This is a genomic window from Qipengyuania flava (assembly GCF_019448255.1).
Taxonomy (GTDB): Bacteria; Pseudomonadota; Alphaproteobacteria; order Sphingomonadales; family Sphingomonadaceae; genus Qipengyuania; species Qipengyuania flava_A.
This window is the reverse complement of the sequence record NZ_CP080410.1, coordinates 585,578-605,418: the sequence shown is the minus strand read 5'-3', so window position 1 is coordinate 605,418 and position 19,841 is coordinate 585,578. Positions and strand designations below refer to the sequence as shown.

Annotated in this window: 20 protein-coding genes and 1 tRNA gene; 13 read left to right on the top strand and 8 right to left on the bottom strand. The window is 64.4% G+C overall.

Annotated features, from left to right (window positions below; all coding sequences use genetic code 11):
* Positions 1–128: 128 nt before the first annotated feature.
* Complete coding sequence (locus tag KUV82_RS03140; RefSeq protein WP_219955451.1) at positions 129–812, bottom strand: hypothetical protein; 684 nt, start codon at positions 810–812, stop codon at positions 129–131.
* Positions 809–1,693 carry a hypothetical protein gene (locus tag KUV82_RS03135; RefSeq protein ID WP_219955450.1) on the bottom strand — a complete coding sequence of 295 codons (885 nt, stop codon included), beginning with the start codon at positions 1,691–1,693 and terminating at the stop codon, positions 809–811. Before KUV82_RS03135 ends, KUV82_RS03140 begins: the two co-directional genes overlap by 4 nt.
* Between KUV82_RS03135 and KUV82_RS03130 the strand changes: the two genes are divergently transcribed.
* Positions 1,680–2,801, top strand: a complete 1,122-nt coding sequence (locus KUV82_RS03130) for a helix-turn-helix transcriptional regulator (protein WP_219955449.1) — start codon at positions 1,680–1,682, stop codon at positions 2,799–2,801. The genes KUV82_RS03135 and KUV82_RS03130 overlap by 14 nt on opposite strands.
* Before the next feature lie 112 nt (positions 2,802–2,913).
* Here KUV82_RS03130 and KUV82_RS03125 read toward each other — a convergent pair.
* Positions 2,914–3,004: transfer RNA gene (locus KUV82_RS03125), tRNA-Ser, on the bottom strand.
* Positions 3,005–3,315: 311 nt separating this feature from the next.
* Between KUV82_RS03125 and KUV82_RS03120 the strand changes: the two genes are divergently transcribed.
* Together KUV82_RS03120 and KUV82_RS03115 are read left to right on the top strand one after the other, a co-directional pair.
* On the top strand, positions 3,316–4,365 hold the full coding sequence (locus KUV82_RS03120) for a peptidylprolyl isomerase (RefSeq protein WP_219955448.1): 1,050 nt from the start codon (positions 3,316–3,318) through the stop codon (positions 4,363–4,365).
* A complete protein-coding gene (locus KUV82_RS03115; RefSeq protein WP_219955447.1) occupies positions 4,362–4,676 on the top strand; it encodes a DUF1905 domain-containing protein in 315 nt (104 codons plus the stop codon). Before KUV82_RS03120 ends, KUV82_RS03115 begins: the two co-directional genes overlap by 4 nt.
* Here the strand turns inward: KUV82_RS03115 and KUV82_RS03110 are convergent.
* Genes KUV82_RS03110 through KUV82_RS03100 form a run of 3 tightly spaced genes read right to left on the bottom strand, consistent with a single transcriptional unit; the run spans position 4,673 to position 9,073 of the window.
* Positions 4,673–5,038, bottom strand: coding sequence for a VOC family protein (locus KUV82_RS03110; RefSeq protein ID WP_219955446.1), 366 nt, complete (start codon positions 5,036–5,038; stop codon positions 4,673–4,675). The genes KUV82_RS03115 and KUV82_RS03110 overlap by 4 nt on opposite strands.
* Positions 5,035–7,125 (bottom strand): RelA/SpoT family protein, encoded by a 2,091-nt coding sequence (locus KUV82_RS03105; protein ID WP_219955445.1) that lies wholly within the window; start codon positions 7,123–7,125, stop codon positions 5,035–5,037. The genes KUV82_RS03110 and KUV82_RS03105 overlap by 4 nt, the downstream gene beginning before the upstream one ends.
* A gap of 58 nt (positions 7,126–7,183) precedes the next feature.
* Entirely contained in the window at positions 7,184–9,073 is a 1,890-nt protein-coding gene (locus KUV82_RS03100) for a M1 family metallopeptidase (RefSeq protein WP_219955444.1), read from the bottom strand.
* A gap of 187 nt (positions 9,074–9,260) precedes the next feature.
* On the opposite strand from KUV82_RS03100, the gene KUV82_RS03095 reads away from it, so the two are divergent.
* From KUV82_RS03095 to KUV82_RS03080, 4 genes are all read left to right on the top strand, one after another.
* Positions 9,261–10,127 (top strand): glycoside hydrolase family 16 protein, encoded by an 867-nt coding sequence (locus KUV82_RS03095; RefSeq protein ID WP_258319822.1) that lies wholly within the window; start codon positions 9,261–9,263, stop codon positions 10,125–10,127.
* A 73-nt stretch (positions 10,128–10,200) separates the two neighbouring features.
* Positions 10,201–11,643, top strand: a complete 1,443-nt coding sequence (locus KUV82_RS03090) for a cytochrome ubiquinol oxidase subunit I (RefSeq protein WP_219955442.1) — start codon at positions 10,201–10,203, stop codon at positions 11,641–11,643.
* Entirely contained in the window at positions 11,643–12,638 is a 996-nt protein-coding gene (cydB, locus tag KUV82_RS03085) for a cytochrome d ubiquinol oxidase subunit II (RefSeq protein WP_219955441.1), read from the top strand. The genes KUV82_RS03090 and cydB overlap by 1 nt, the downstream gene beginning before the upstream one ends.
* Positions 12,638–12,754 (top strand): DUF2474 domain-containing protein, encoded by a 117-nt coding sequence (locus KUV82_RS03080; RefSeq protein WP_219955440.1) that lies wholly within the window; start codon positions 12,638–12,640, stop codon positions 12,752–12,754. Before cydB ends, KUV82_RS03080 begins: the two co-directional genes overlap by 1 nt.
* On the opposite strand, the gene hemF is transcribed toward KUV82_RS03080, so the two are convergent.
* Positions 12,755–13,612 carry an oxygen-dependent coproporphyrinogen oxidase gene (hemF, locus tag KUV82_RS03075; RefSeq protein WP_219955439.1) on the bottom strand — a complete coding sequence of 286 codons (858 nt, stop codon included), beginning with the start codon at positions 13,610–13,612 and terminating at the stop codon, positions 12,755–12,757. It abuts the gene before it with no gap.
* 45 nt (positions 13,613–13,657) lie between these two features.
* Between hemF and pdeM the strand changes: the two genes are divergently transcribed.
* The 6 genes from pdeM (at position 13,658) to KUV82_RS03045 (ending at position 19,372) form a co-directional block, all read left to right on the top strand.
* Positions 13,658–14,374 (top strand): ligase-associated DNA damage response endonuclease PdeM, encoded by a 717-nt coding sequence (gene pdeM, locus KUV82_RS03070; RefSeq protein ID WP_219955438.1) that lies wholly within the window; start codon positions 13,658–13,660, stop codon positions 14,372–14,374.
* Positions 14,374–14,808, top strand: coding sequence for a hypothetical protein (locus KUV82_RS03065; RefSeq protein WP_219955437.1), 435 nt, complete (start codon positions 14,374–14,376; stop codon positions 14,806–14,808). Before pdeM ends, KUV82_RS03065 begins: the two co-directional genes overlap by 1 nt.
* A 135-nt stretch (positions 14,809–14,943) precedes the next feature.
* A complete protein-coding gene (infC, locus tag KUV82_RS03060; protein WP_219955436.1) occupies positions 14,944–15,462 on the top strand; it encodes a translation initiation factor IF-3 in 519 nt (172 codons plus the stop codon).
* Positions 15,463–15,589: 127 nt separating this feature from the next.
* The gene (locus tag KUV82_RS03055; protein WP_219955435.1) at positions 15,590–16,999 is read left to right on the top strand and encodes an SLC13 family permease; all 1,410 of its coding nucleotides are present in this window, start codon (positions 15,590–15,592) and stop codon (positions 16,997–16,999) included.
* Between the two features lie 175 nt (positions 17,000–17,174).
* Positions 17,175–18,488, top strand: a complete 1,314-nt coding sequence (locus KUV82_RS03050; protein ID WP_219955434.1) for a cystathionine gamma-synthase family protein — start codon at positions 17,175–17,177, stop codon at positions 18,486–18,488.
* 32 nt (positions 18,489–18,520) lie between these two features.
* On the top strand, positions 18,521–19,372 hold the full coding sequence (locus KUV82_RS03045) for an ATP-grasp domain-containing protein (protein ID WP_258319821.1): 852 nt from the start codon (positions 18,521–18,523) through the stop codon (positions 19,370–19,372).
* 7 nt (positions 19,373–19,379) lie between these two features.
* Here the strand turns inward: KUV82_RS03045 and KUV82_RS03040 are convergent, their stop codons facing one another.
* On the bottom strand, positions 19,380–19,769 hold the full coding sequence (locus KUV82_RS03040; RefSeq protein ID WP_219955433.1) for a PilZ domain-containing protein: 390 nt from the start codon (positions 19,767–19,769) through the stop codon (positions 19,380–19,382).
* Between the last annotated feature and the right edge of the window lie 72 nt (positions 19,770–19,841).

The window sequence follows — 19,841 nt, the reverse complement described above, 5'->3', positions numbered from 1 at the left end:
GTTATGCAAGTGATAACTTGCACAGCCTTACTGTCAATCGGCCTGGCGCCCATAGGCGCTTTGTTGGCGCGCGATGCGCTCCCACCAGCGTTCGCGCCGCAGCTCGCTAACGAGGGTGAGCAAGCATCCTAGGGTTTTCCTGCAGGACCTGAAGGGAGAGTGTTGAAGCGAACCATGATGGCGAAAAGGGCCGTCCACAGCACGACAGCAATCACGGGCGCCGACAAGAAGGCCGTCGTTCTCAGGGCTTCGGGCAGGACGTGATTGCTGCCGAAGAAAAATATGCCCGTTGCCAGGAAGAAGGCGAAGCCCATCCGCCAGAGATGCCGGCTGAGGCGGCGGCGGTCTGGGGGATCGGGAGTACGCGCATAGGCCACATCGTAAGCTGCGATGAGCAAGGCGACGCTTGTAAGAACGAGAAAGGATTCTGGTGGCAGGCCGTTGAGCTCTCCGCCTGCAGACCCCGCGGCAAGCCACGCGCCCCAGGTCGCCCCCACGCCAATCGCTCCAGAGCCGAAAGCCGCGTATTTCGTCATAACCCGCGCTGCCGGAGCCTGGCCCGCGACGCTGGCCCAGGCTGTCGCAACCAGATGCAGTGTGATGGCAGAAAGGAACACCGTGAACAGGATCGTACGCGCCAGGCTCAGCCACAGGCCGCTCAAGGCGAGCAGCACCATGCCGACAGCGAATGCTCTGCCGGCAAGGACATGAAAAGGCATTCCCTTCGGTGCCGCAAACGCCGTGAAGCCGGCAACGATCGCGATACAGCCAATCCAGAAATGGATCTGGCCAAGAGCTGCAGGCTCGATCACGAAGGCTCACCTGACGCTTGCGTGCGCTTGCCCATGAGCGTCCGGGCAAGCCAGTACAGCATCAATACGAAGATGATGAGTTCGGGCAGGCTCAAGAGCCCGCTCTCTTGCCAGGCGACCGGAAACGCGCTCGCGCCGGGGCCGGTGAAGGCGGAACCTGCCGCGATGAAGAACCCCAGGCACATGCGCCACAAATGGCGGGCAATCCGGTGCTTGTAGGGATAGGTCCGGCGCACCGCCATGCGGAGATCGCCAGCCGCAGCAAAACCGGCCATGCCCGCCAGGAAGAAATAGTCTGCGGCATGGAAGCCCGCGAGTCGCCCTTCGGGCATGCCCGAGGCATAACTGCCTGCCAGCAGCAGTGCGAGAAAGTTGAAGCCGTTGATCGCCGCGACCACCAGGGCCCATCCGGTCAGGCCCGCGCCTTTGGTCCGGAGGGTCAGGACACCGCTCGCGATAAGCGTCACACCCAGCACCCCGCCGTGAAACGTGATGTACAGATCTTCGAACCGGACAAGGCCAAGGATCGCCCCCAGCAAGGATGAAAGCCCCATGGCAATGGCAAAGAGCTGTCCGCTCTTGATGTGGTTCGGGCTGCCTTTCCGCATGGCCAGAGCCGCAGCGCCGGCAAGGACCGCAAGAGCTCCAAGGACGACATGGGCCCAAACGGAGGCCGCAATCGCATACTGCATCGTGTGAGGTATCCTGACGTTCTGATTGGTGTCAGGGCGGCCCTGCATCGCCGCGCACGGTGCTGTCGTCCGCGCGTGACGGCGCGGACACTTTTCAGGCCGTTTCGCTTGGCCATCGCAGGCAGACTTCCTACACGAAATCATGCTTGAAACGGGAACAGTCGCGCTCTCTTCGATGGCGATCGGCATTGCCCTGGCGGGATCGGTCTGGGTTGCACGCTCACCCACTTTGGAGCGGGAGCGCTGGCCGCTCATCGCGACCTTCGCGCTCCTGGCCTTTCTGGCCGCATTGCCGCTTGCCGTCGCCATTTCCGATGCACTCTACATCGCGCTTTTGCCGGCCGCGCTTCCCGTCATGTTGGCGCTGCCGCCAGTGTTCTACCGCTTCGTTCTCAGCCATTCGCACGCAGAGAAACGGCCTGGCCGGCATTGGCCGGACGCCGTCCTGCCCGGCCTCTCAGCCCTTGTGGCACTAGGATTCTGGTCGTTGCCGCACGAGGCACGGCACACCATGCTTGCTCAGGGCGATCTGCCACCCGGCGCCCTGGCTGCGGCGCTGGCCTTGCTCACCTTCGGCCTGGTCTTCTTCTGGATCGGATCTTCCGCCGTCTACCTGACGAGCATCCTTCGCCGCCTTCACGCCTTCCGCCGCGAGCTCAAGGATCTCTACTCGAACACCCATTCGCGCGAATTGCGATGGGTCGAATGGTTCATGGTGCTTCTGGCTCTTGTCTGGACCGCCGCGGCGCTAGCCTTGATCGGGGAAAACTCGCCGATCAGTGCCGCCCTCCCCGGCGAAATCGTGCTGGCCCTCATAGCCCTGTTGATGCTGTTCCTCATCGCCTTCGTGCCATCTGGCCAGGCCCCTGAGGAGACCGGCGCGGCAGAGGAGGTGTCGGAGCCTGCCGGGCCCGAGGCTGCAAAATACTCTCGCTCCGCTCTCTCCAGGGATCATGCAAAGCGGCTGGCTGCGCGGATCGAGGCGGCGATGGCAAATGATCGGCTCTATCTCGATCCGAACCTCTCCCTTCCAAAGCTGTCCAAGCACGTGGGAGCCTTGCCGAACCAGATATCGCAGGTTCTCAACGATGAGATCGGGGTTACCTTCTTCGACTACGTCGCGCGATGGCGGGTTGAAGCCGCCAAGCCGATGATTGCGGCGCGCGAGGCATCGATCGTGATGATCGCGCTGGATGTCGGGTTCAATTCGCGATCGACCTTCTACAAAGCCTTCAAGCGAGCAACCGGAATGACACCGAAGGCCTTCCGCGAGGCGGCTGGCGATCACGACAGCTGACGAGGGAGGAGTCGCCTCACCCACAAACGCCCCGTTCGGAATGCTCAGCCGAACAGGGTCTGCCTCCGCTATCGGGTTGGCCGATCAAAGCTTTGCGCAAACACTAAGGAAATGGCGGAGCAGGAGGGATTCGAACCCTCGATACGGGGTTACCGTATACACACTTTCCAGGCGTGCGCCTTCGACCACTCGGCCACTGCTCCGCGTTCTTCCTTGTCGCCCTACCGCTTCGCTACTTGAGGGCAATGGGCAAATCCCATTCGGCGCTCAAGTAACGCGCAGCGCGGTCGCGCCACAAAAGAGCCGCGCCTCTAGCGGCGGGCCGGTGATTCCGCAAGCCGAAGCGCAGGGCAGCAATTGGCGGCGCGAAGGATTCGGTGTACTGCTGAGCGCTAACGACGGTGCTGCGCGGATCAGGCATCCCCTGCGAACACCGTCTCGAAGCCCTCTCTCGCCCGTACAATGCGCGAGAGGGGGCTTTTGTTTTGGGCCGACCGGTGGCACCACTTGGCGCATGACGAAACCCCTGATTTCGCTCGCCGCGCTGCTCGCGCTTTCCGCTCCCGCCGCTGCGCAGGAGGAGGCTCCCGAATACCCTTCGCCCAACCAGATCGTGGCCGAGGCGCCGCTAGAGCAGTGGGTCGAGATTCCGCCTGAAGACCTGGTGGTCATGAGGCTGGCACCGGAAGCCGACGGGACCGAGCGCAAGGTGATCATCCAGCTGATGCCCGCGCCTTTCAGCCAGAGCTGGGTGCAGAACATCCGCACCTTTGCCCGTTCGGGCTGGTTCGACGACATCACCGTCAACCGCGTGCAGGACAATTACGTCGTCCAATGGGGCGATGCGAATTACGACAATCCGGAGAGCACGGGCGAGCCGAAGCAACTGCCCGAAGGTCTTATCCCGACCAAAGAGGACGACTACACGGTTTCGGGCGACGCGATTGGCCTTTCGACTCTGATGGCGGATTCTGTGCGCGACCTCGCCCTTGAGGCGGATTCCTTCATCGCTTCGGACGATCACACGGCGGCCGTGATCATCGCCAACGGGCTGGTCGATCCTTACGCGCAACTGTCCCTGTTCCATGCCGGATGGCCGCTCGCCTCCAACATGGGATCGGACGCGGAAGGCGAACCGGCCCATGTCTGGCCGATCCATTGCTACGGCATGGTGGGCGTCGGCCGCAACCTATCGCCCGATGCCGGGACGGGTGCCGAGCTCTACACCGTGTCGGGCCATGCACCCCGCCATCTCGACCGCAACATCGCGCTTGTCGGGCGGATCGTGGAAGGCATGGAGCACCTCACTAGCCTGCCGCGCGGTAAGGGGCAGCTTGGCTTCTACGAGGACCCGGCCAAGCGCGTGCCGATCCTGACCGTGCGCGTTGCGAGCGACCTGCCCGAGGGCGAGCGACCGGCGTTTGAATACCTCTCGACCGATGGGGAAGCCTTTGCGCGTTACGCCGATGCGCGCGCCAACCGCCGCGATCCGTTCTTCAACGTGCCCGCCGGCGGCGCTGATATCTGCAATATCCCCGTACCCGTCCGGCGCATCCTCGATTGAGCGAAACGCTCGCCTTCACCGGCCCCATCTCCCGTTGGCAGGGCGAGAAGGCGACCTATCACATGCTCACCATCGGCGGAGAGGTCGCGGAGGAAATCTCCATGCACGAGCGGCTCCGGCGGCTCGAGTTTGGCGGACGGCGCGGGTTCGGCTCGGTCAAGGTCATGGCCCGCATCGGGGAGACCGAATGGAAGACATCGGTCTTCCCGTCCAAGACCGGCGAATGGTGGCTGCTGGTGGGGAAGAAGGTCCTCAAGGCCGAAGATTTGGCTGCGGGCGATGACGCCAGCCTGACGCTCGACCTGATCTAGACCTTCTGCATCAATTCGATGCGGTTGCCGAAGGGGTCGGCGATATCGCCGCGCACGTACCCTTCGAGCTTCTTGCCCGGCTTGAAGCGGATGCCCGCCTTGCCAAGCGTTGCTACGAGAGCGGTCAGATCGGTCACAAGCAGCGCGGGATGCGCGCGGCGCGCGGGAAGGAACCCGTCTTCGACCCCGCAGTGGATCGCTATGCCCTCGCCTTCGAACCAGCAGCCGCCGTTGACCGCCAGGTGCGACGGCTTGGCCACTTCCGACAGGCCCATGAGGTCGACCCAGAAGCGCCGCGCATGCGGCTCGCCGCCATGGGGCATGGCAAGTTGTACATGGTCGATGCCGGTAACCGCGCTCATACGCGTTCCGCCTGCGCGACAGAGTCGCTGGCCCTTAGCGCGCTCAGAATACGCGTGAGGTGGGGCACGTCCTGCACTTCGAGATCGATCTCGTAGGTCGTGAACGGATGGTCCAGCTGCGTCTGGTCGAGGCTTTTCACGTTGACGTGGTTCTGGGCGAAAATGCCCGCCATTTCGGCCAACGTACCCGGCCGGTCATACAGCGTGACGCGCAATCGCCCGACAGCACCGCGCGAGCGCTTGCCCCAGGACAGGTCGAGCCAGTCGCTGTCGATCCCGCTGGCCAGCTGGTTGCAGTCGATCGTGTGGACCTCGACGCCTTCGTTCGGCTTGCGCAGGCCAACGATGCGGTCGCCGGGCACCGGATGGCAGCATTCGGCCAGCTGGAAGCCGACGCCCGGCGTCAGGCCGCGGATCGACAGCGCCTTGCCGCTCTTGGCCCAGTCGGGCTCGTCCTCGAGCTCTGCGGTGCAGCCGGGCACCAGCGCTTCCATGACGGTGCGGTCTTCGATCTTGGCCGAGCCGATGGCGTAGAAGAGGTCCTCGTCCTCTTCCATCTCGAGCCGCTTCAGCGCTTCGCGGATGGCCTTCTTGCCGATGCGGGCCGGTACGCGCAGCGCGATCTCGTCGAACAGCTTCTTGCCGATTTCCGCCACCTCGGCGCGCTCTTTCAGGCGCACCGCACGGCGGATCGAAGCGCGCGCCTTGCCGGTCACGACAAAGCCCAGCCAGCTCATCTGCGGATCGGCCTTGTCGCTCTTGATGATCTCGACCACATCGCCGTTATTGAGCTGGGTGCGCAGCGGCATGTGCCGCCCGTTGATCTTCGCGCCGACCGTCTGCGCGCCGAGATCGGTGTGCACCGCAAAAGCGAAATCGACAGGCGTCGCCCCCTTGGGAAGCTGGAACAGCGCGCCCTTGGGCGTGAAGGCGAAAATGCGGTCCTGGTAGATCGCCAGCCGCGTGTGTTCGAGCAGCTCGTCCGGATCATGGCTCGCATCGACGATCTCGATGAGGTCGCGCAGCCAGCCGACCTGGCCATCGGGCCGGTCCGATTGCTTGTAGGCCCAGTGCGCAGCGAGGCCGAATTCGTTGCGCCGGTGCATCTCGCGGGTGCGGATCTGCACTTCGACGCGCATCGACTTGCCGTAGATCAGCGAGGTGTGGAGCGAGCGGTAGCCGTTGTTCTTGGGCGTCGAGATGTAGTCCTTGAACTTGCCCGGAAGGAACTGCCAGGTCGTGTGCAGCACGCCCAAGGCACGGTAACAATCGGCCACGTCTTCGCAGATGATCCGGAAGGCCATGATGTCGGTGACCTGTTCGAAGGAGACGTGGCGTTCGGCCATCTTGCGCCAGATCGAATAGGGGTGCTTCTCGCGCCCCGAGACTTCGGTGGTGATCCCCGCCTCGGCCAGCGCGTGCTTCATGTCGAGCGCGATGGCGTCGACCTGGCCGCCATCGTCGCTGCGGATATCTTCCAACCGCTGGGTAATAGTGGCGAAGGCTTCCGGCTCCAGCTGCTCGAAGGCGAGCATCTGCATCTCGCGCATGTACTCATACATGCCGATGCGCTCTGCGAGCGGGGCGTAGATATCCATCGTCTCGCGCGCGATGCGCTGGCGCTTTTCGGGCTTCTTGATGAAGTGGAGCGTGCGCATGTTGTGCAGCCGGTCGCCCAGTTTCACCAGCAGGACGCGGATGTCCTCGCTCATGGCGAGCAGGAACTTGCGCAGGTTTTCGGCCGCGCGCTCGTTCTCGGGCATCTGCTCGATCTTCGAGAGCTTGGTCACCCCGTCGACCAGCCGGGCGACATCGGGGCCGAAATTGGCCTCGATATCGTCGATCGTCGCCAACGTGTCTTCCACCGTGTCGTGCAGCAGCGCTGTGGCGATGGTTTCCTGGTCGAGCTTCAGGTCGGTCATGAGGCCTGCGACCTCGACCGGATGCGAGAAATACGGGTCCCCGCTCGCGCGCGTCTGGGTGCCGTGCTTCTGCACGGTATAGACATAGGCGCGGTTGAGCATCGCCTCGTCGGCGTCGGGGTCGTATTCCTTGACCCGCTCTACGAGTTCGTACTGGCGCAGCATCGTCTGGCTACGATGTGAGGATTCACCGCCTCAATGCAACGGGAAAAGCGCAGCGACACTAATCGGATGCGTTGATGACCCGGTCGACACCCGCGCGTGTGACTGCGTGGTAGCTGCCGCGGGTCTTGGCGTAGATGCGTGTCGCGATGGGCCGCCCCCAGTCGCCCTCGTTCCACAATACCTGGAACAGGGGCCGTACGAATTTCGCCCGGCCGACCCGCGAGAGGAAGGCATCGACCTGCTCGACCGCCGGCTCGTAGCGGTTCTCCAGCGCCATCTCGAGCCAGAGGAAGAGGATCTCGTTATTGCCGGTGGTGGAAAGACCAAGCGCGCTGTCGAGCGCGGCAAGCTGCTCCGCCGACAGCTCGGCCGGCAGGTTGTCGAGGAAGCGCATCTGCTCTGCTGCGGTCCATTCCGCATAGGCGCCAGGGATGGAGCCCGAAGCGGCGTAGGCGGCAACGGCGGCGTCGACCTTGGCAAAGGCGTCCGGATCAGGTTTTGCGACGTTGGACGGCAGGCCCGGCTCGAATATCCATTCGCGCAGCATCAGCGCCTCAGCCTCGTCCTCGCTCTCGACGAGGTTCGCCATCATGTCTTCGAGGAACATCTCGCTGGTCGCGGGCTGGAAAGCGTGGTTGTCGAACCACTGCTGGAGCCAGGCGTCGAAGCGCTCGCGGCCGACCGTGCGCTCCACCGTGCGCAGGAAGAAGGCGCCCTTGTCGTAAGCAATCGCACTGCCGAGCTGGTAGCCGCCGTCGGTGCTGAGCGCCGTGCCGGGCGCATCCGCGCCGACCTCGGCCAGCGTTTCCTGGATATTGGCGTACATCAGCGCCGCTTCCTGTTCGGCGCGCTCCTTGCCGTAGACTTCTTCGACGATGCGGTTCTCGAAATAGGTCGTCACGCCTTCGTTCAGCCAGCTGTCGCGCCAGGCGGCGTTGGTGACGAGGTTCCCCGACCAGCTGTGCGCCAGTTCGTGCGCGACAAGGCCGTTGTTCGACCGGTCGCCGGCGATGAAGGTCGGCGTGAGGAAGGTCATCACCGGGTTTTCCATTCCGCCATAAGGGAAGGCGGGTGGCAGGATGATCATGTCGTAGCGGCCCCAGCGGTATTCGCCGTAGAGGCCCTCTGCCGCGATGACCATGTCCTCGGTATCGGCCACTTCCTCATAGGCGCGTTCGAGCACCGAAGGCTCCGCCCAGACGCCAGTGCGCGGGCCGATCGCCTTGAAGTCGATATCGCCCGCCGCAATCGCAATGAGATAGGGCGGCACGGGCTTGTCCATCACGAAGGTGAAGGCGCGGCGTCCGTCGCCGAGGTCTTCCGGTTCGCCCTCAAGAACGCCGCTCATCACCACGTCGAGCGGTTCGGGCGCGACGATGCGCGCTTCCCAGGTCTGGCGGATGCCGGGGCTGTCCTGCGTCGGGATCCAGGTGCGGTTGAGGATCGCCTGGCCCTGGCTGAACAGGAAGGGGTGTTCCCCGCCCGCAGTCTGTTCGGGGCTGAGCCACTGGAGCGCGGCCGCATCGCTCGGCGCGCGGTAGGCAATCACCAGCTGCGTCGCGCCATCCAGCTGGATGGTCAGCGGCGCACCCTTGCCGCCTTCCTCGACCATCTCGCCGATCTCGAATGCGAGCGCGCGCCCATCTGCATCGGTCACGCTGTCGATCTCAAGCCCGTTGGTGTCGAGCACGATCTCCTGCGCGCCGTCTGCCGCCAGCACGTCGAGCCGCGCCACGCCGCCCACGCGTTTCGCTTCGAAGTCGAGTTCGAGGTCGAGCGCGACATGCGTCACGCGGGCGACCTGCGGCTGCGCATAGGTCGAGGTGTCGAGCGCCTCTTCGCTGGTCAGGATGGGCGCGATCATGCGTTCGCCCGGTTCGGTCTCCCCTGCAAGCGAGCAGGCGCTGGTGGCGAGCAGGAAGGCGAGCGGGGCGAGGAAGCGGCGCATGAAAGTCTCTCCGAAACGCGGGCGACGCGGAAACCGCGGCGTGCCCGTGAAGTTCAATCCGTGTGCGCGCGCTCTTGCCCAATAGAGCCGCCGAGCGCCAGCCCTGCGCGCGAAAACGTATCCAAGGGTCTGGAAATCCCGCGGGGAGCGTGCAATGAGAACGTTAACAAGACTAGGGGAGAGCATCATGATCCGCACCGCCGTTACCGCGCTGGTTACCGCCGCAGGGCTGACTGCCACACCGCTCGCTGCGCAGGACACCGCTGAGCGCGAACTCATCTGGGCCGACGAATTTAACGCGCCCGAGCTGGACCGCGAGAAGTGGGGCGTCATCGGTCCCGATTTCTGGGTCAACAACGAACAGCAGGCCTATGTCGATGCGCCGGCTGTTCTCTCCATCATCGACGGGCTTTCGGGCGCCGATGGCGGCTCGCTCATGCTGCGCCCGATCTTCAAGCCAGACGTCGATCCGCATCCCGACCGCAAGGCCGATTTCCTGTCGGGCCGCGTCGAGAGCAAGGACAAGTTCGACTTCACCTATGGCCGCGCCGAAGCGCGCATCAAGATGCCCGACGCCGAAGGTGTCTGGCCGGCCTTCTGGCTGCTCGGCAACGACAAGTGGCCGGGCACAGGCGAAATCGACATCATGGAATATGTCGGCGAAAAGGACTGGATCGGCGTGGCCCTTCACGGCCCCGGCTATTCGGGCGAAACGCCGATCGTGAACAAGTTCTTCTTTCCTGAAGGCGAGGACGTGACCGACTGGCATGTCTACGCAGTCGAATGGAAGAAGGACGAGCTGCTCTTCCAGGTCGATGGCCACACGATCTACCGCGTGACGCGCCCGATGGTCGAGAATTACGGCAAGTGGCGCTTCGACAATCCGAAGTATCTGATCCTGAACTTCGCCATGGGCGGCGCCTATCCGTTCAAGACCAACGGCATCGAAAAGCCGTACAACGGCATCCCCGAGGAAACGGTCGAACAGGTGAAGACCGGCACGGTCGCCATGCTGGTCGACTGGGTACGGGTCTACGCTCCGCTGGAGGAGTAGGTTGCACCGCGCGCAACATTTGATGCGCACAGCAAGCTAGCGCGAAGCGCGAGCCAGGCGTAGGCACGCGGCCATGTTGGATGGCCTCGACGCGCTGCTGCTCGCCCGAATCCAGTTCGCCTTCACGGTGAGCTTCCACTTCTTCTTCCCGGCCTTCTCGATCGGCCTGGCGAGCTTCCTGATGGTGCTCGAAGGCCTGTGGCTGAAAACTGGCAAGCAGCTCTACCTCGACCTGTTCAAATACTGGCTCAAGATCTTTGCGATCGCCTTTGCCATGGGAGTCGTCTCGGGCATCGTCATGAGCTACCAGTTCGGCACCAACTGGTCGGTCTTCTCCGATGTGGCCGGACCGGTGATCGGCCCGCTGATGGCCTATGAAGTGCTGACGGCCTTCTTCCTCGAAGCCGGTTTCCTCGGCGTGATGCTCTTCGGGATGAACCGGGTCGGCAAGAAACTGCACTTCGCGGCCACCTGCATGGTGGCGCTGGGCACCTTCGTCTCGGCCTTCTGGATCCTGTCGGTGAACAGCTGGATGCAGACCCCGACCGGCTATGAAATAGCCGCCAATGGCCAGTTCCTGCCCGGCGACAGCTGGTGGGACATCGTCTTCAACCCAAGCTTCCCCTACCGCCTCGCCCATACGGTCATGGCGGCTTACCTCACCACGGCCTTCGTCGTTGGCGGCGTGGGCGCCTGGCACCTGCTGAAGGATCGCGCGAACCTGCACGCGCGCAAGATGTTCTCCATGGCCATGTGGATGGCCGCGATCGTCACGCCGCTGCAGATCTTCGCAGGCGACATGCACGGACTCAACACGCTCGAGCACCAGCCGGCCAAGGTCATGGCGATGGAAGGCCATTTCCAGAGCCATCCCGATGGCGCCCCGCTGATCCTGTTCGGCATCCCCGACAGCGAAGCCAAGACGGTGCGCTACGCGATCGAGATTCCCAAGCTCTCCTCGCTGATCCTCAAGCACGATCTCGACGCGCCGCTCGCCGGGCTCGACACGATCCCCGATGACGAGGAACCGCCGGTCGGCATGGTTTTCTGGTCCTTCCGCATCATGGTCGGCATCGGGTTTGCCATGCTTGGCGTGGGGCTGTGGAGCCTGTTCGCGCGCTGGCGCGGCAAGCTTTATGACTGGCCGCTGCTGCACCGGGCCGCGCTGGTGATGGCACCGTCCGGCTTTGTCGCGGTGCTCGCCGGGTGGATCACCACCGAGGTCGGCCGGCAACCCTATGTGATCTACGGCCTGCTGCGCACCGCCGATGCCGCGAGCCCGCTCGACGCGCCCGCCGTGGCAGCCTCGCTGCTGGCCTTCATCATCGTCTACTTCACCGTGTTCGGAATTGGCGTGTGGTACATCCTGCGCCTGATGAGCCACACCCCACATGTCGGGGAACTCGGCGTGAAGCGCGGCGATACCGGCCCGATCCGCACCGCCGGCATCACCCCCGGTCCGACCCAGAATCCGGGAAGCGACGAGCAATTGCCGACGAGCAAGGAGGACGTGTGATGGACCTGACGACCATCTGGGCCTTCATCATTGCCTTCGCCGTCTTCGCCTATGTCGTGATGGACGGGTTCGACCTTGGCATCGGCATCCTCTTCCCCAGCTTCGATCCGGGACGCGAGCGAGACCGTGCGATGAACTCCATTGCGCCCGTTTGGGACGGGAACGAGACCTGGCTGGTGCTGGGCGGCGGGGGTTTGTTCGCCGCCTTCCCGCTGGCCTATGCGGTGATCCTCCCGGCGACCTATCCGCTCATCATTGCCATGCTGCTGGGCCTCGTGTTTCGCGGCGTCGCGTTCGAATACCGCTGGCGCGATCCGAACCACCGGCGTTTCTGGGACGCGGCCTTCACTGGCGGATCCTTCGTCGCGGCGATGGCGCAGGGCATGACACTTGGCGCGCTGCTGCAGGGCGTCGAGGTGGTGGACCGCGCCTATGCCGGCAGCTGGTTCGACTGGCTTACCCCCTACACGCTGCTCTGCGGCGTCGGCGTGGTCTCGGGCTATGCGCTGCTCGGCAGCACCTGGCTGATCTGGAAGCTTGATGGCGAAGGCCAGGCCCATGCCCGCAAGCTGGCGCTGCGATCGGCGCTGGCGACCCTGGTGCTGATGGGCGCTGTCAGCCTCTACAACGTCTTCCTCAACGCCGAATACGCCGAACGCTGGCTGACCGCACCGGAGATCTACTACGCCGCGCCCGTGCCGATCCTGACCGCGCTGGTCGCCCTGTCGCTGGTGCGGTCCATCACGCGGGAGCGCAACTCCAAGCCCTTCTGGCTGGCCATTGCCCTGTTCTTCTTCGGCATGGCGGGTCTCGGCGTGACCATGTGGCCCTATGTCGTGCCGCCGGGCGTGACGATCTGGGATGCCGCCGCGCCTGAGAGCAGCCAGGTCTTCATGCTGATCGGCGTGGCGATTACCATGCCGCTTATCCTGGCCTACACGGCCTGGGCCTATTGGGTGTTCCGCGGCAAGGTCGGTGACGAGGGCTACCATTGATGGAAGAACCCACCGCCCCGCTCTGGAAGAGACTGGCGTGGATGGCCGGCATCTGGGCGGCGAGCGTGGCGGTGCTTGGCGCGGTGGCCTGGTTCATCCGGCTGTGGATCGCCTGATCAGCTCCACACCGCCTCGGGCGGCAGGCTCATAAGGATCGCGTCGATATTGCCGCCGGTCTTCAGCCCGAACAGCGTGCCGCGGTCGTAGACGAGGTTGAACTCGGCATAGCGGCCGCGCCATTCGAGCTGCTGGAGCTTCTCTTCCGGCGTGAATTCGCTCTCCATCCGGCGGCGGACCAGCTTGGGGAAGATGTCGAGGAAAGCTTCGCCCACGTCCTTCGTGAAAGCGAGGTTGCGCTCGAAGGCCGCCTCGTCCTCGCACTCCAGGTGATCGTAGAAAATCCCGCCGACCCCGCGATGCACGCCGCGGTGGGGGATGTAGAAATAGTCGTCCGCCCACTTCTTGAAACGCTCGTAGTAGGTCGGATTGTGCGCCGCGCAGGCGGCGCGGAAGCGGGCATGGAAGTCCTCGGTGTCTTCCTCATAGGGAAGCGGCGGATTGAGGTCCGCCCCGCCGCCGAACCAGGCTTTGCCCGTGGTGAGGAAACGCGTGTTCATGTGCACGGCGGGCACATGCGGGTTCGCCATGTGCGCGACCAGGCTGATGCCGGTCGCGGTGAAGCCCGGGTTCTCGGCACTCGCGCCGTTGATCGTACCAGCGAATTCGGGCGCGAAATTGCCGCGTACGGTCGAGACGTTGACGCCGACCTTCTCGAACACCTTGCCCTTCATAAGCCCGCGCGTGCCGCCGCCAGGGTCGGGATTGCCCTCTTCCTCGCGGTTCCAGCTGTCGTACTGGAAGCTGGCGTCGCTATCCGCCTCGCGCTCGATCGCCTCGAACTCGGCGCAGATGCGATCGCGCAGGGTCTCGAACCAGGTGCGGGCGGTGTCGGTTTGGCTAGTCCAGTCGGTCATGCGAAGGGCCTTGCCATCCCGATTTGGCTTCGGCAATAGCAACCCATGGTTCCCCTTTCGTTCGCAGGCGAGGAATGGCTCTTGACCGAGGGCCGAGCGCTGTACTGGCCGCGCGAGCGCGCGTTGCTGGTCGCCGACCTGCATCTTGAGAAAGGGAGCTTTTTCGCGCGCCACGGGCAAATGATCCCGCCCTACGACAGCCGCGAGACGCTGGAACGCGTGGCGCTCGCCATTCGCGAGACAGGCGCACGGCGGGTCATCACTCTGGGTGACAATTTCCACGATTCGGATGGCTCGACGCGGCTCGAGCCGCACGCCTCGGGCATGCTCGATGCGCTGGCGCGGGCGGTCGACTGGGTCTGGATCACCGGCAACCACGATGAGGGCCACGATCCCGAAGTTGCGGCCCGTTTCGGCGGCACCCTAGCCGAGGAAATGGAGCTTGGCGGCGTGGTCCTGCGCCATGAAGCCAAACCGGGCGAGATGCGGCCCGAGCTTTCCGGCCACTTCCACCCGCGCCTTCAGCTCAAGGTCCGCCAGCGCATGATCCGCCGCCCCTGCGCGGTGGTGAGCGCCAACGACGGGCCCGATGGCAAGCCCACCGGCCGCATGATCCTGCCTGCTTTCGGCGCCTTCACCGGCGGCATGAACGCGGCCGATCCGGCGATCCTCAAGGCCCTGCAACCGGCGAACCGGATCGATGCGGTGGTGCCGGCGAAAGGCAAGCTGGCGCGCTTCAACTTGTGGAGCAGCGCTGCCTAATGGAACTGCTGCCGCTTAAGTACGCGCTCGAAACCTTAACCTTCTGGCATCTGCTCATCTGGTTAGTGCTCACCGCTGCAATGATGTTTGCGGCTGCGAAGGAGTCGGTTCCAAAGAGGATCGTCACCTCAGCAAATGCTGCCCTGCTGCTGATCGTATTCTATTTCTGGATTGCTCCGATCGTCGGTCAGCTCTTCGGCGACAAATTCAGCTGGGCGCAGGTTTGGCCAAGTGGGTTCGTCCTCGGCGCTGTTTTCTCGCTCGCCGCGGCCGTCCACTTTTTCAAACGATCCATAAGAGCAAGTGTCGTGATCGTTCTGATCGGGATACCGTTCTATGGCCTCGGCATGTCGGCGGCCTATTGGGCAGTCCCGCGCTTTGCCGGCTTTGGGCTCGTCGAGCTTCCGAAAATGCCATGGGGCGTATCGCTCTAAAGCCACGCCCGCGCAGAATTCTGCGCCTCATTCGCTTAACACACTTCCGAATCTGCGGAACAATGCCTACATGCGCCCTTTCTGAGTACGGCTACCAAAGGAGATTGCCCCATAGCCCGTCCACCCCGGCGCAGCATGCAAATGCCCGTGAAAAGCGGCCCGCGCTACGATAACATGATCAATGTGCCGAAGGTCCGCGTGATCGATCACGAAGGCGAGAACCTCGGCGTTATGTTCACCCGCGAAGCTGTCGAGCAGGCCAACGAGCTTGGTCTGAACCTCGTCGAAGTGTCCCCCAATGCGGACCCGCCGGTGTGCAAGTTCCTCGATGTCGGCAAATATCGCTACGAGGCGCAGAAGAAGGCGAACCTCGCGCGCAAGACGCAGAAGACCCAGGAAATCAAAGAGGTCAAGATGCGCCCGAACATCGACACGCACGACTATGACGTGAAGATGCGCAATGTCGTCAAGTTCATCGAGAACGGCGACAAGGTAAAGTGCACCCTGCGCTTCCGCGGCCGCGAAATGGCCCACCAGCAGCTCGGCATGGACCTTCTGAACCGCGTCCGCGACGATGTGGAGGAAATCGCCAAGGTCGAAGCGTTCCCGCGCCTCGAAGGCCGCCAGATGATCATGGTGCTCGCGCCCAAGTAGGGACCGCGCGCGCCATTGGCAGGAAACCGAAAGGGCGGCCCACCAGCGGGCCGCCCTTTTCGTATCCGCGTTGCAGGCCGCCCCGCCCGCTGTTAGCACGCGGGGTGATGAGGGGGATCGCCGGACAGTGACAGCCAAGCGTATCGGACTGGTGGTGGGCGCGCTGGCGCTTGCCGCAACGGTGTTCCTTCCCCTTCCCGCCGGCATGACGCGCGAGGCGTTCATCGTCGCGGGCCTTGTCGTGCTGATGGCCAGCTGGTGGATGACCGAGGCGCTGCCGCTGACCGCGACCGCCTTGATGCCGTTCATCGTCCTGCCCTTTGCCGGCGTGCTGAATGCGCGCGATACGGCGAGCGCCTATTACTCACCGATCCTGTTCCTGCTCCTGGGCGGCGCCTTCATCGCCCTCGCCATCGAACGCACGGGGCTGCATCGAAGGCTCGCGCTCGCGATCCTGAGCGCGATTGGCGGGCGCGGCGGTCAGACCGGCCTGCTGCTCGCCTTCATGATTGCCGCAGCCATCCTCTCGATGCTCATCTCCAACACCTCGACCGCACTCATCATGATGCCGATGGCGCTCGCGGTGCTGGCCGGGGGCGGCGTCGTCGCCGGCGACCGCGAGGGGCTCGCCGGCGCGCTGCCGATGGGCATTGCCTTTGCCGCCAGCATCGGCGGGCTTGGCACGCTGGTCGGATCGCCCACCAACGCCATTGCCGTCGGCCTGCTCGACACCATGATCGGCACCCAGATCAGCTTTGCCGAATGGACGCTCTATGGCCTGCCCATCGTGATCGTTGGCGTGCCGCTCGCCGCCTTCCTCATCGCAAAAGTCCAGCAGGTGGCAACGCATCCTTTCGACGTCGGCGCAGCGCGCGAGGCAGTGGAAGACGAGGACCCGATGGGCCCGGCAGAAAAGCGCCTGATGGTGGTTGTCGCGATCACCTTCCTCGCCTGGATGACCCGCCTGATCGTTGCACCCTACCTGCCCGAGGGTTCCTGGACCGACGGGACGATCGCGATCATCGCCAGCCTCGCGCTGTTCCTTCTGCCCGATGGAACGGGCCGGCCGCTGCTCGTCTGGGAAGAGGCCGACCGCGCGCCATGGGGCGTGATCATGATGTTCGGCGGCGGGCTGGCGCTGGCCGCGGGCATGAGCGCAAGCGGCCTTGCCGAATGGCTCGGCAACGCGCTGCTTCCGCTGGAAGCCTGGCCGCTGGTGCTGGTTGCCCTCGCCGTTGTGGCGATGGTGGTGCTGATCACCGAGTTTGCGAGCAATGTCGCCACCGCAACCGGGATCATTCCGGTGGTCGCCGCGCTGGTCGTTGCGCTCGGGGTCGATCCGATCCTCCTCGCCATGCCTGCGGCGCTCGCGGCAAGCTGGGGCTTCATGCTGCCTGCGGGAACCGGGCCCAACGCCATCGCCTGGTCCACCGGCCACATCCGGATCGAGCGTATGGTCGGAGCCGGACTCCTGCTCGACATCGTCGGCATCTTCATGATCGTGGGCGTGGTGTGGGGGATTGCGGGCGTCGTTTGACCCGGCTTTCGGGCTCGTAACAGTTGAAACCAGTGCCGCCGCGCCATAAGGAACGGCCCGAGAAAGCACCGGCGGTGGAGAGGCGTTCCTGCGGAGGTTAGGAACGGGCGCCCCGACCGGCCCACCCTGGCTCCCGCCTTCCTGGGAGCGTGATGCAGGAAGGATGCTCTCAGCGATGAGCGACACCCCGATCGACCCGACCAGCCCGCGCATGGCGCCCAAGCGCAAGATCCCCGAAATCAACGGACAGCCCCTCAAGCCCAGCACGCTGATGATGGGTCACGGCTTCGACCCCACGCTGTCCGAAGGCAGCCTGAAGGCGCCGATCTTCCTCACCTCGACCTTCGCCTTCCCCAGCGCCGCCGATGGCAAGCGCCACTTCGAAGGCATCACCGGCAAGCGCCCGGGCGGCGCGGACGGTCTGGTCTATTCGCGCTTCAACGCGCCGAACCAGGAAATCCTCGAAGATCGCCTCGCGGTCTGGGACGGAGCGGAAGAGGCGCTGTCCTTCTCCAGCGGCATGACCGCAATTGCCGTGCTTCTGCTGGCGGCCTGCAAGGCGGGCGATGTCATCGTCCACTCCGGCCCGCTCTATGCAGCCTCGGAAGGCTTCATCGCCAAGACCATGGCGAAATACGGCGTGAGCTTCATCGACTTCCCGGCAGGTGCCACCCGCGAGCAGCTTGACGAAGTGATGGTGAAAGCCAAAGCGCTGGCCGAGGAGAAGGGCGGCGAAGTGCCGATGATCTACCTCGAAAGTCCGGGCAACCCGACCAACGCGCTGGTCGATATCGAGGCAGTCAAGGCTGCACGCGATGCCCATTTCGACCCCGACAAGTGCTCGATCGCGATCGACAACACCTTCCTCGGCCCCCTGTGGCAGCGCCCGCTCGACCATGGCGCGGACCTCGTGGTCTACTCGCTGACCAAGTATGTCGGCGGCCACTCCGACCTCGTCGCAGGCAGCGTTTCGGGCAAGAAGCGCTTCATCGATGCGATCCGCATGCTGCGCAACACCATGGGCGGCATCTGCGATCCCAACACCGCATGGATGCTGTGCCGCAGCCTCGAGACCGTCGAACTGCGCATGCAGCGCGCGGGCGAGAACGCTGAGAAGGTTTGCGAATTCCTCGCCCAGCATCCCAAGGTCGAAGGCCTCGGCTATCTTGGCATGATCAAGGACGCGCGCCAGCAGGACATTTACGACCGCCACTGCAAGGGCGCCGGTTCGACCTTCTCGCTGCTCCTGAAGGGCGGCGAGGCGGAGTGCTTCCGCTTCCTCGACGCGCTCAAGATCGCCAAGCTCGCGGTCAGCCTCGGCGGCACTGAGACGCTCGCCAGCCACCCCGCTTCGATGACCCACCTTTCGGTCGCCGAAGGCCGCCGCGCGGAGCTGGGCATTTCGGACAACCTCGTGCGCATTTCGATCGGCATCGAGGATCCGGACGACCTGATCGCCGATTTCGAACAGGCGCTGGAGGCGGTCTGACCCGCATAGGCTTCCTTGCCTGCGCGGACACCTTGCCGGGGGATGGCCCCCGGCGAGGCGACGCGTTCGAGCATGATCTCGAAGTTGCCGCCCTGCGGCCCGCATTCGCGAAATCCGGGCTGGAGCTGGTCGAGATCGACTGGCGCGCGCCGCTGGATGAGTTTGAGGGTATCGCGCTGGTCCTGCTCGGTACCGCCTGGGACTATCAGGATCACCTGGCGGAATTCCTCGAGAAGCTCGAAGCCCTGACGGCGCGCGGAATCCGGGTCTGCAACCCGCCCGAGGTCGTTCGCTGGAATGGCGACAAGCGCTACCTGAAGCAGCTCGCCAAAGCCGGCGTGCCGGCCATCCCGACCCTGTGGCTCGATGACGCGGGACGAAGCGACGTGGCCATCGCCCTCGACGCATTCGAGGCCACGCGGGTCGTCGTGAAGCGACAGGTGGGCGCAGGCGGCCTTGGCCAGCACAGCTTCGCTCACGACGCCCTGCCCGAAAGCACCTGGCGCATGGGTCAGCCCTGCATGATCCAGCCTTTCCTGCCGAGCGTGGTTGAGGAGGGCGAATACACCTTCGTTTTCATCGACGGGACCTTTAGCCACGGCGTCCTCAAGCGCGCTGGCGAGGGCGATTACCGTATCCAGTCGCTCTACGGCGGCTATGAGTGCGACTACGCGCCTGCGCCCAGCGATCTCGCTACGGCCGAGCGGGTCATCGCAGCCTTGCCTTTTGACGATCCGCTCTACGCCCGCATCGATATGGCGCGCCTGCCATCGGGCGAGCTGGCCGTCATGGAAGCGGAAATGATCGAGCCGTATCTCTATCCCCAGCAGGGCCCCGAGCTGGGCGACCGGCTGGCAGCAGGCATTCGCAGGAAACTCGCCTGAACGCGCTTCAGGCCGCGCTCCGGGATCGCCTCAGCCAATGCGCCGTACGAGGCTGAGGGGCAATGGGTTCGACATGCGCATCCGTCGGAACGCTGGATTCACTAAGCAGGCCGAGCGCGACCGCTTGGGCCTCGTCGAGTTCGCTTTCGAACCGCACACCGATCCGGGCGGATTCGTACCACACGGCCGTTCCGGCAACACTGCGACCGTCGGGCAAGTCGATGTGGACCGTAGCCCCCGGCTCGACCCGCATGCCGACGACCTTCAGCCGGCAGCCCGTTGCCGAAACATCGAGCAACTTGACCCGCGCCGGCCTTGCCGGAATTCTGCACGTGAGTTCCCTGTCCGTCGCGACACGCTTGCGCGCACGACGGTCATCGTTTTGCGACCCATCCATGACCAAGAGGTCTGCCGCAAAAATCCAAACGCAAGCTTAACGCCGGGCCACACCGTGGGCGGCACGGGAGGT

Bases quoted from the DNA above. Each gene is read 5' to 3' on its own strand.
- KUV82_RS03130 (WP_219955449.1), top strand. From the start codon at position 1,680: ATGGCGATCGGCATTGCCCTGGCGGGATCGGTCTGGGTTGCACGCTCA.
- KUV82_RS03135 (WP_219955450.1), bottom strand. From the start codon at position 1,693: ATGCCGATCGCCATCGAAGAGAGCGCGACTGTTCCCGTTTCAAGCATG.
- KUV82_RS03120 (WP_219955448.1), top strand. From the start codon at position 3,316: ATGACGAAACCCCTGATTTCGCTCGCCGCGCTGCTCGCGCTTTCCGCT.
- KUV82_RS03110 (WP_219955446.1), bottom strand. From the start codon at position 5,038: ATGAGCGCGGTTACCGGCATCGACCATGTACAACTTGCCATGCCCCAT.
- KUV82_RS03105 (WP_219955445.1), bottom strand. From the start codon at position 7,125: ATGCTGCGCCAGTACGAACTCGTAGAGCGGGTCAAGGAATACGACCCC.
- KUV82_RS03100 (WP_219955444.1), bottom strand. From the start codon at position 9,073: ATGCGCCGCTTCCTCGCCCCGCTCGCCTTCCTGCTCGCCACCAGCGCC.
- KUV82_RS03095 (WP_258319822.1), top strand. From the start codon at position 9,261: ATGATCCGCACCGCCGTTACCGCGCTGGTTACCGCCGCAGGGCTGACT.
- KUV82_RS03090 (WP_219955442.1), top strand. From the start codon at position 10,201: ATGTTGGATGGCCTCGACGCGCTGCTGCTCGCCCGAATCCAGTTCGCC.
- cydB (WP_219955441.1), top strand. From the start codon at position 11,643: ATGGACCTGACGACCATCTGGGCCTTCATCATTGCCTTCGCCGTCTTC.
- KUV82_RS03080 (WP_219955440.1), top strand. From the start codon at position 12,638: ATGGAAGAACCCACCGCCCCGCTCTGGAAGAGACTGGCGTGGATGGCC.
- hemF (WP_219955439.1), bottom strand. From the start codon at position 13,612: ATGACCGACTGGACTAGCCAAACCGACACCGCCCGCACCTGGTTCGAG.
- pdeM (WP_219955438.1), top strand. From the start codon at position 13,658: ATGGTTCCCCTTTCGTTCGCAGGCGAGGAATGGCTCTTGACCGAGGGC.
- KUV82_RS03065 (WP_219955437.1), top strand. From the start codon at position 14,374: ATGGAACTGCTGCCGCTTAAGTACGCGCTCGAAACCTTAACCTTCTGG.
- infC (WP_219955436.1), top strand. From the start codon at position 14,944: ATGCAAATGCCCGTGAAAAGCGGCCCGCGCTACGATAACATGATCAAT.
- KUV82_RS03050 (WP_219955434.1), top strand. From the start codon at position 17,175: ATGAGCGACACCCCGATCGACCCGACCAGCCCGCGCATGGCGCCCAAG.
- KUV82_RS03040 (WP_219955433.1), bottom strand. From the start codon at position 19,769: ATGGATGGGTCGCAAAACGATGACCGTCGTGCGCGCAAGCGTGTCGCG.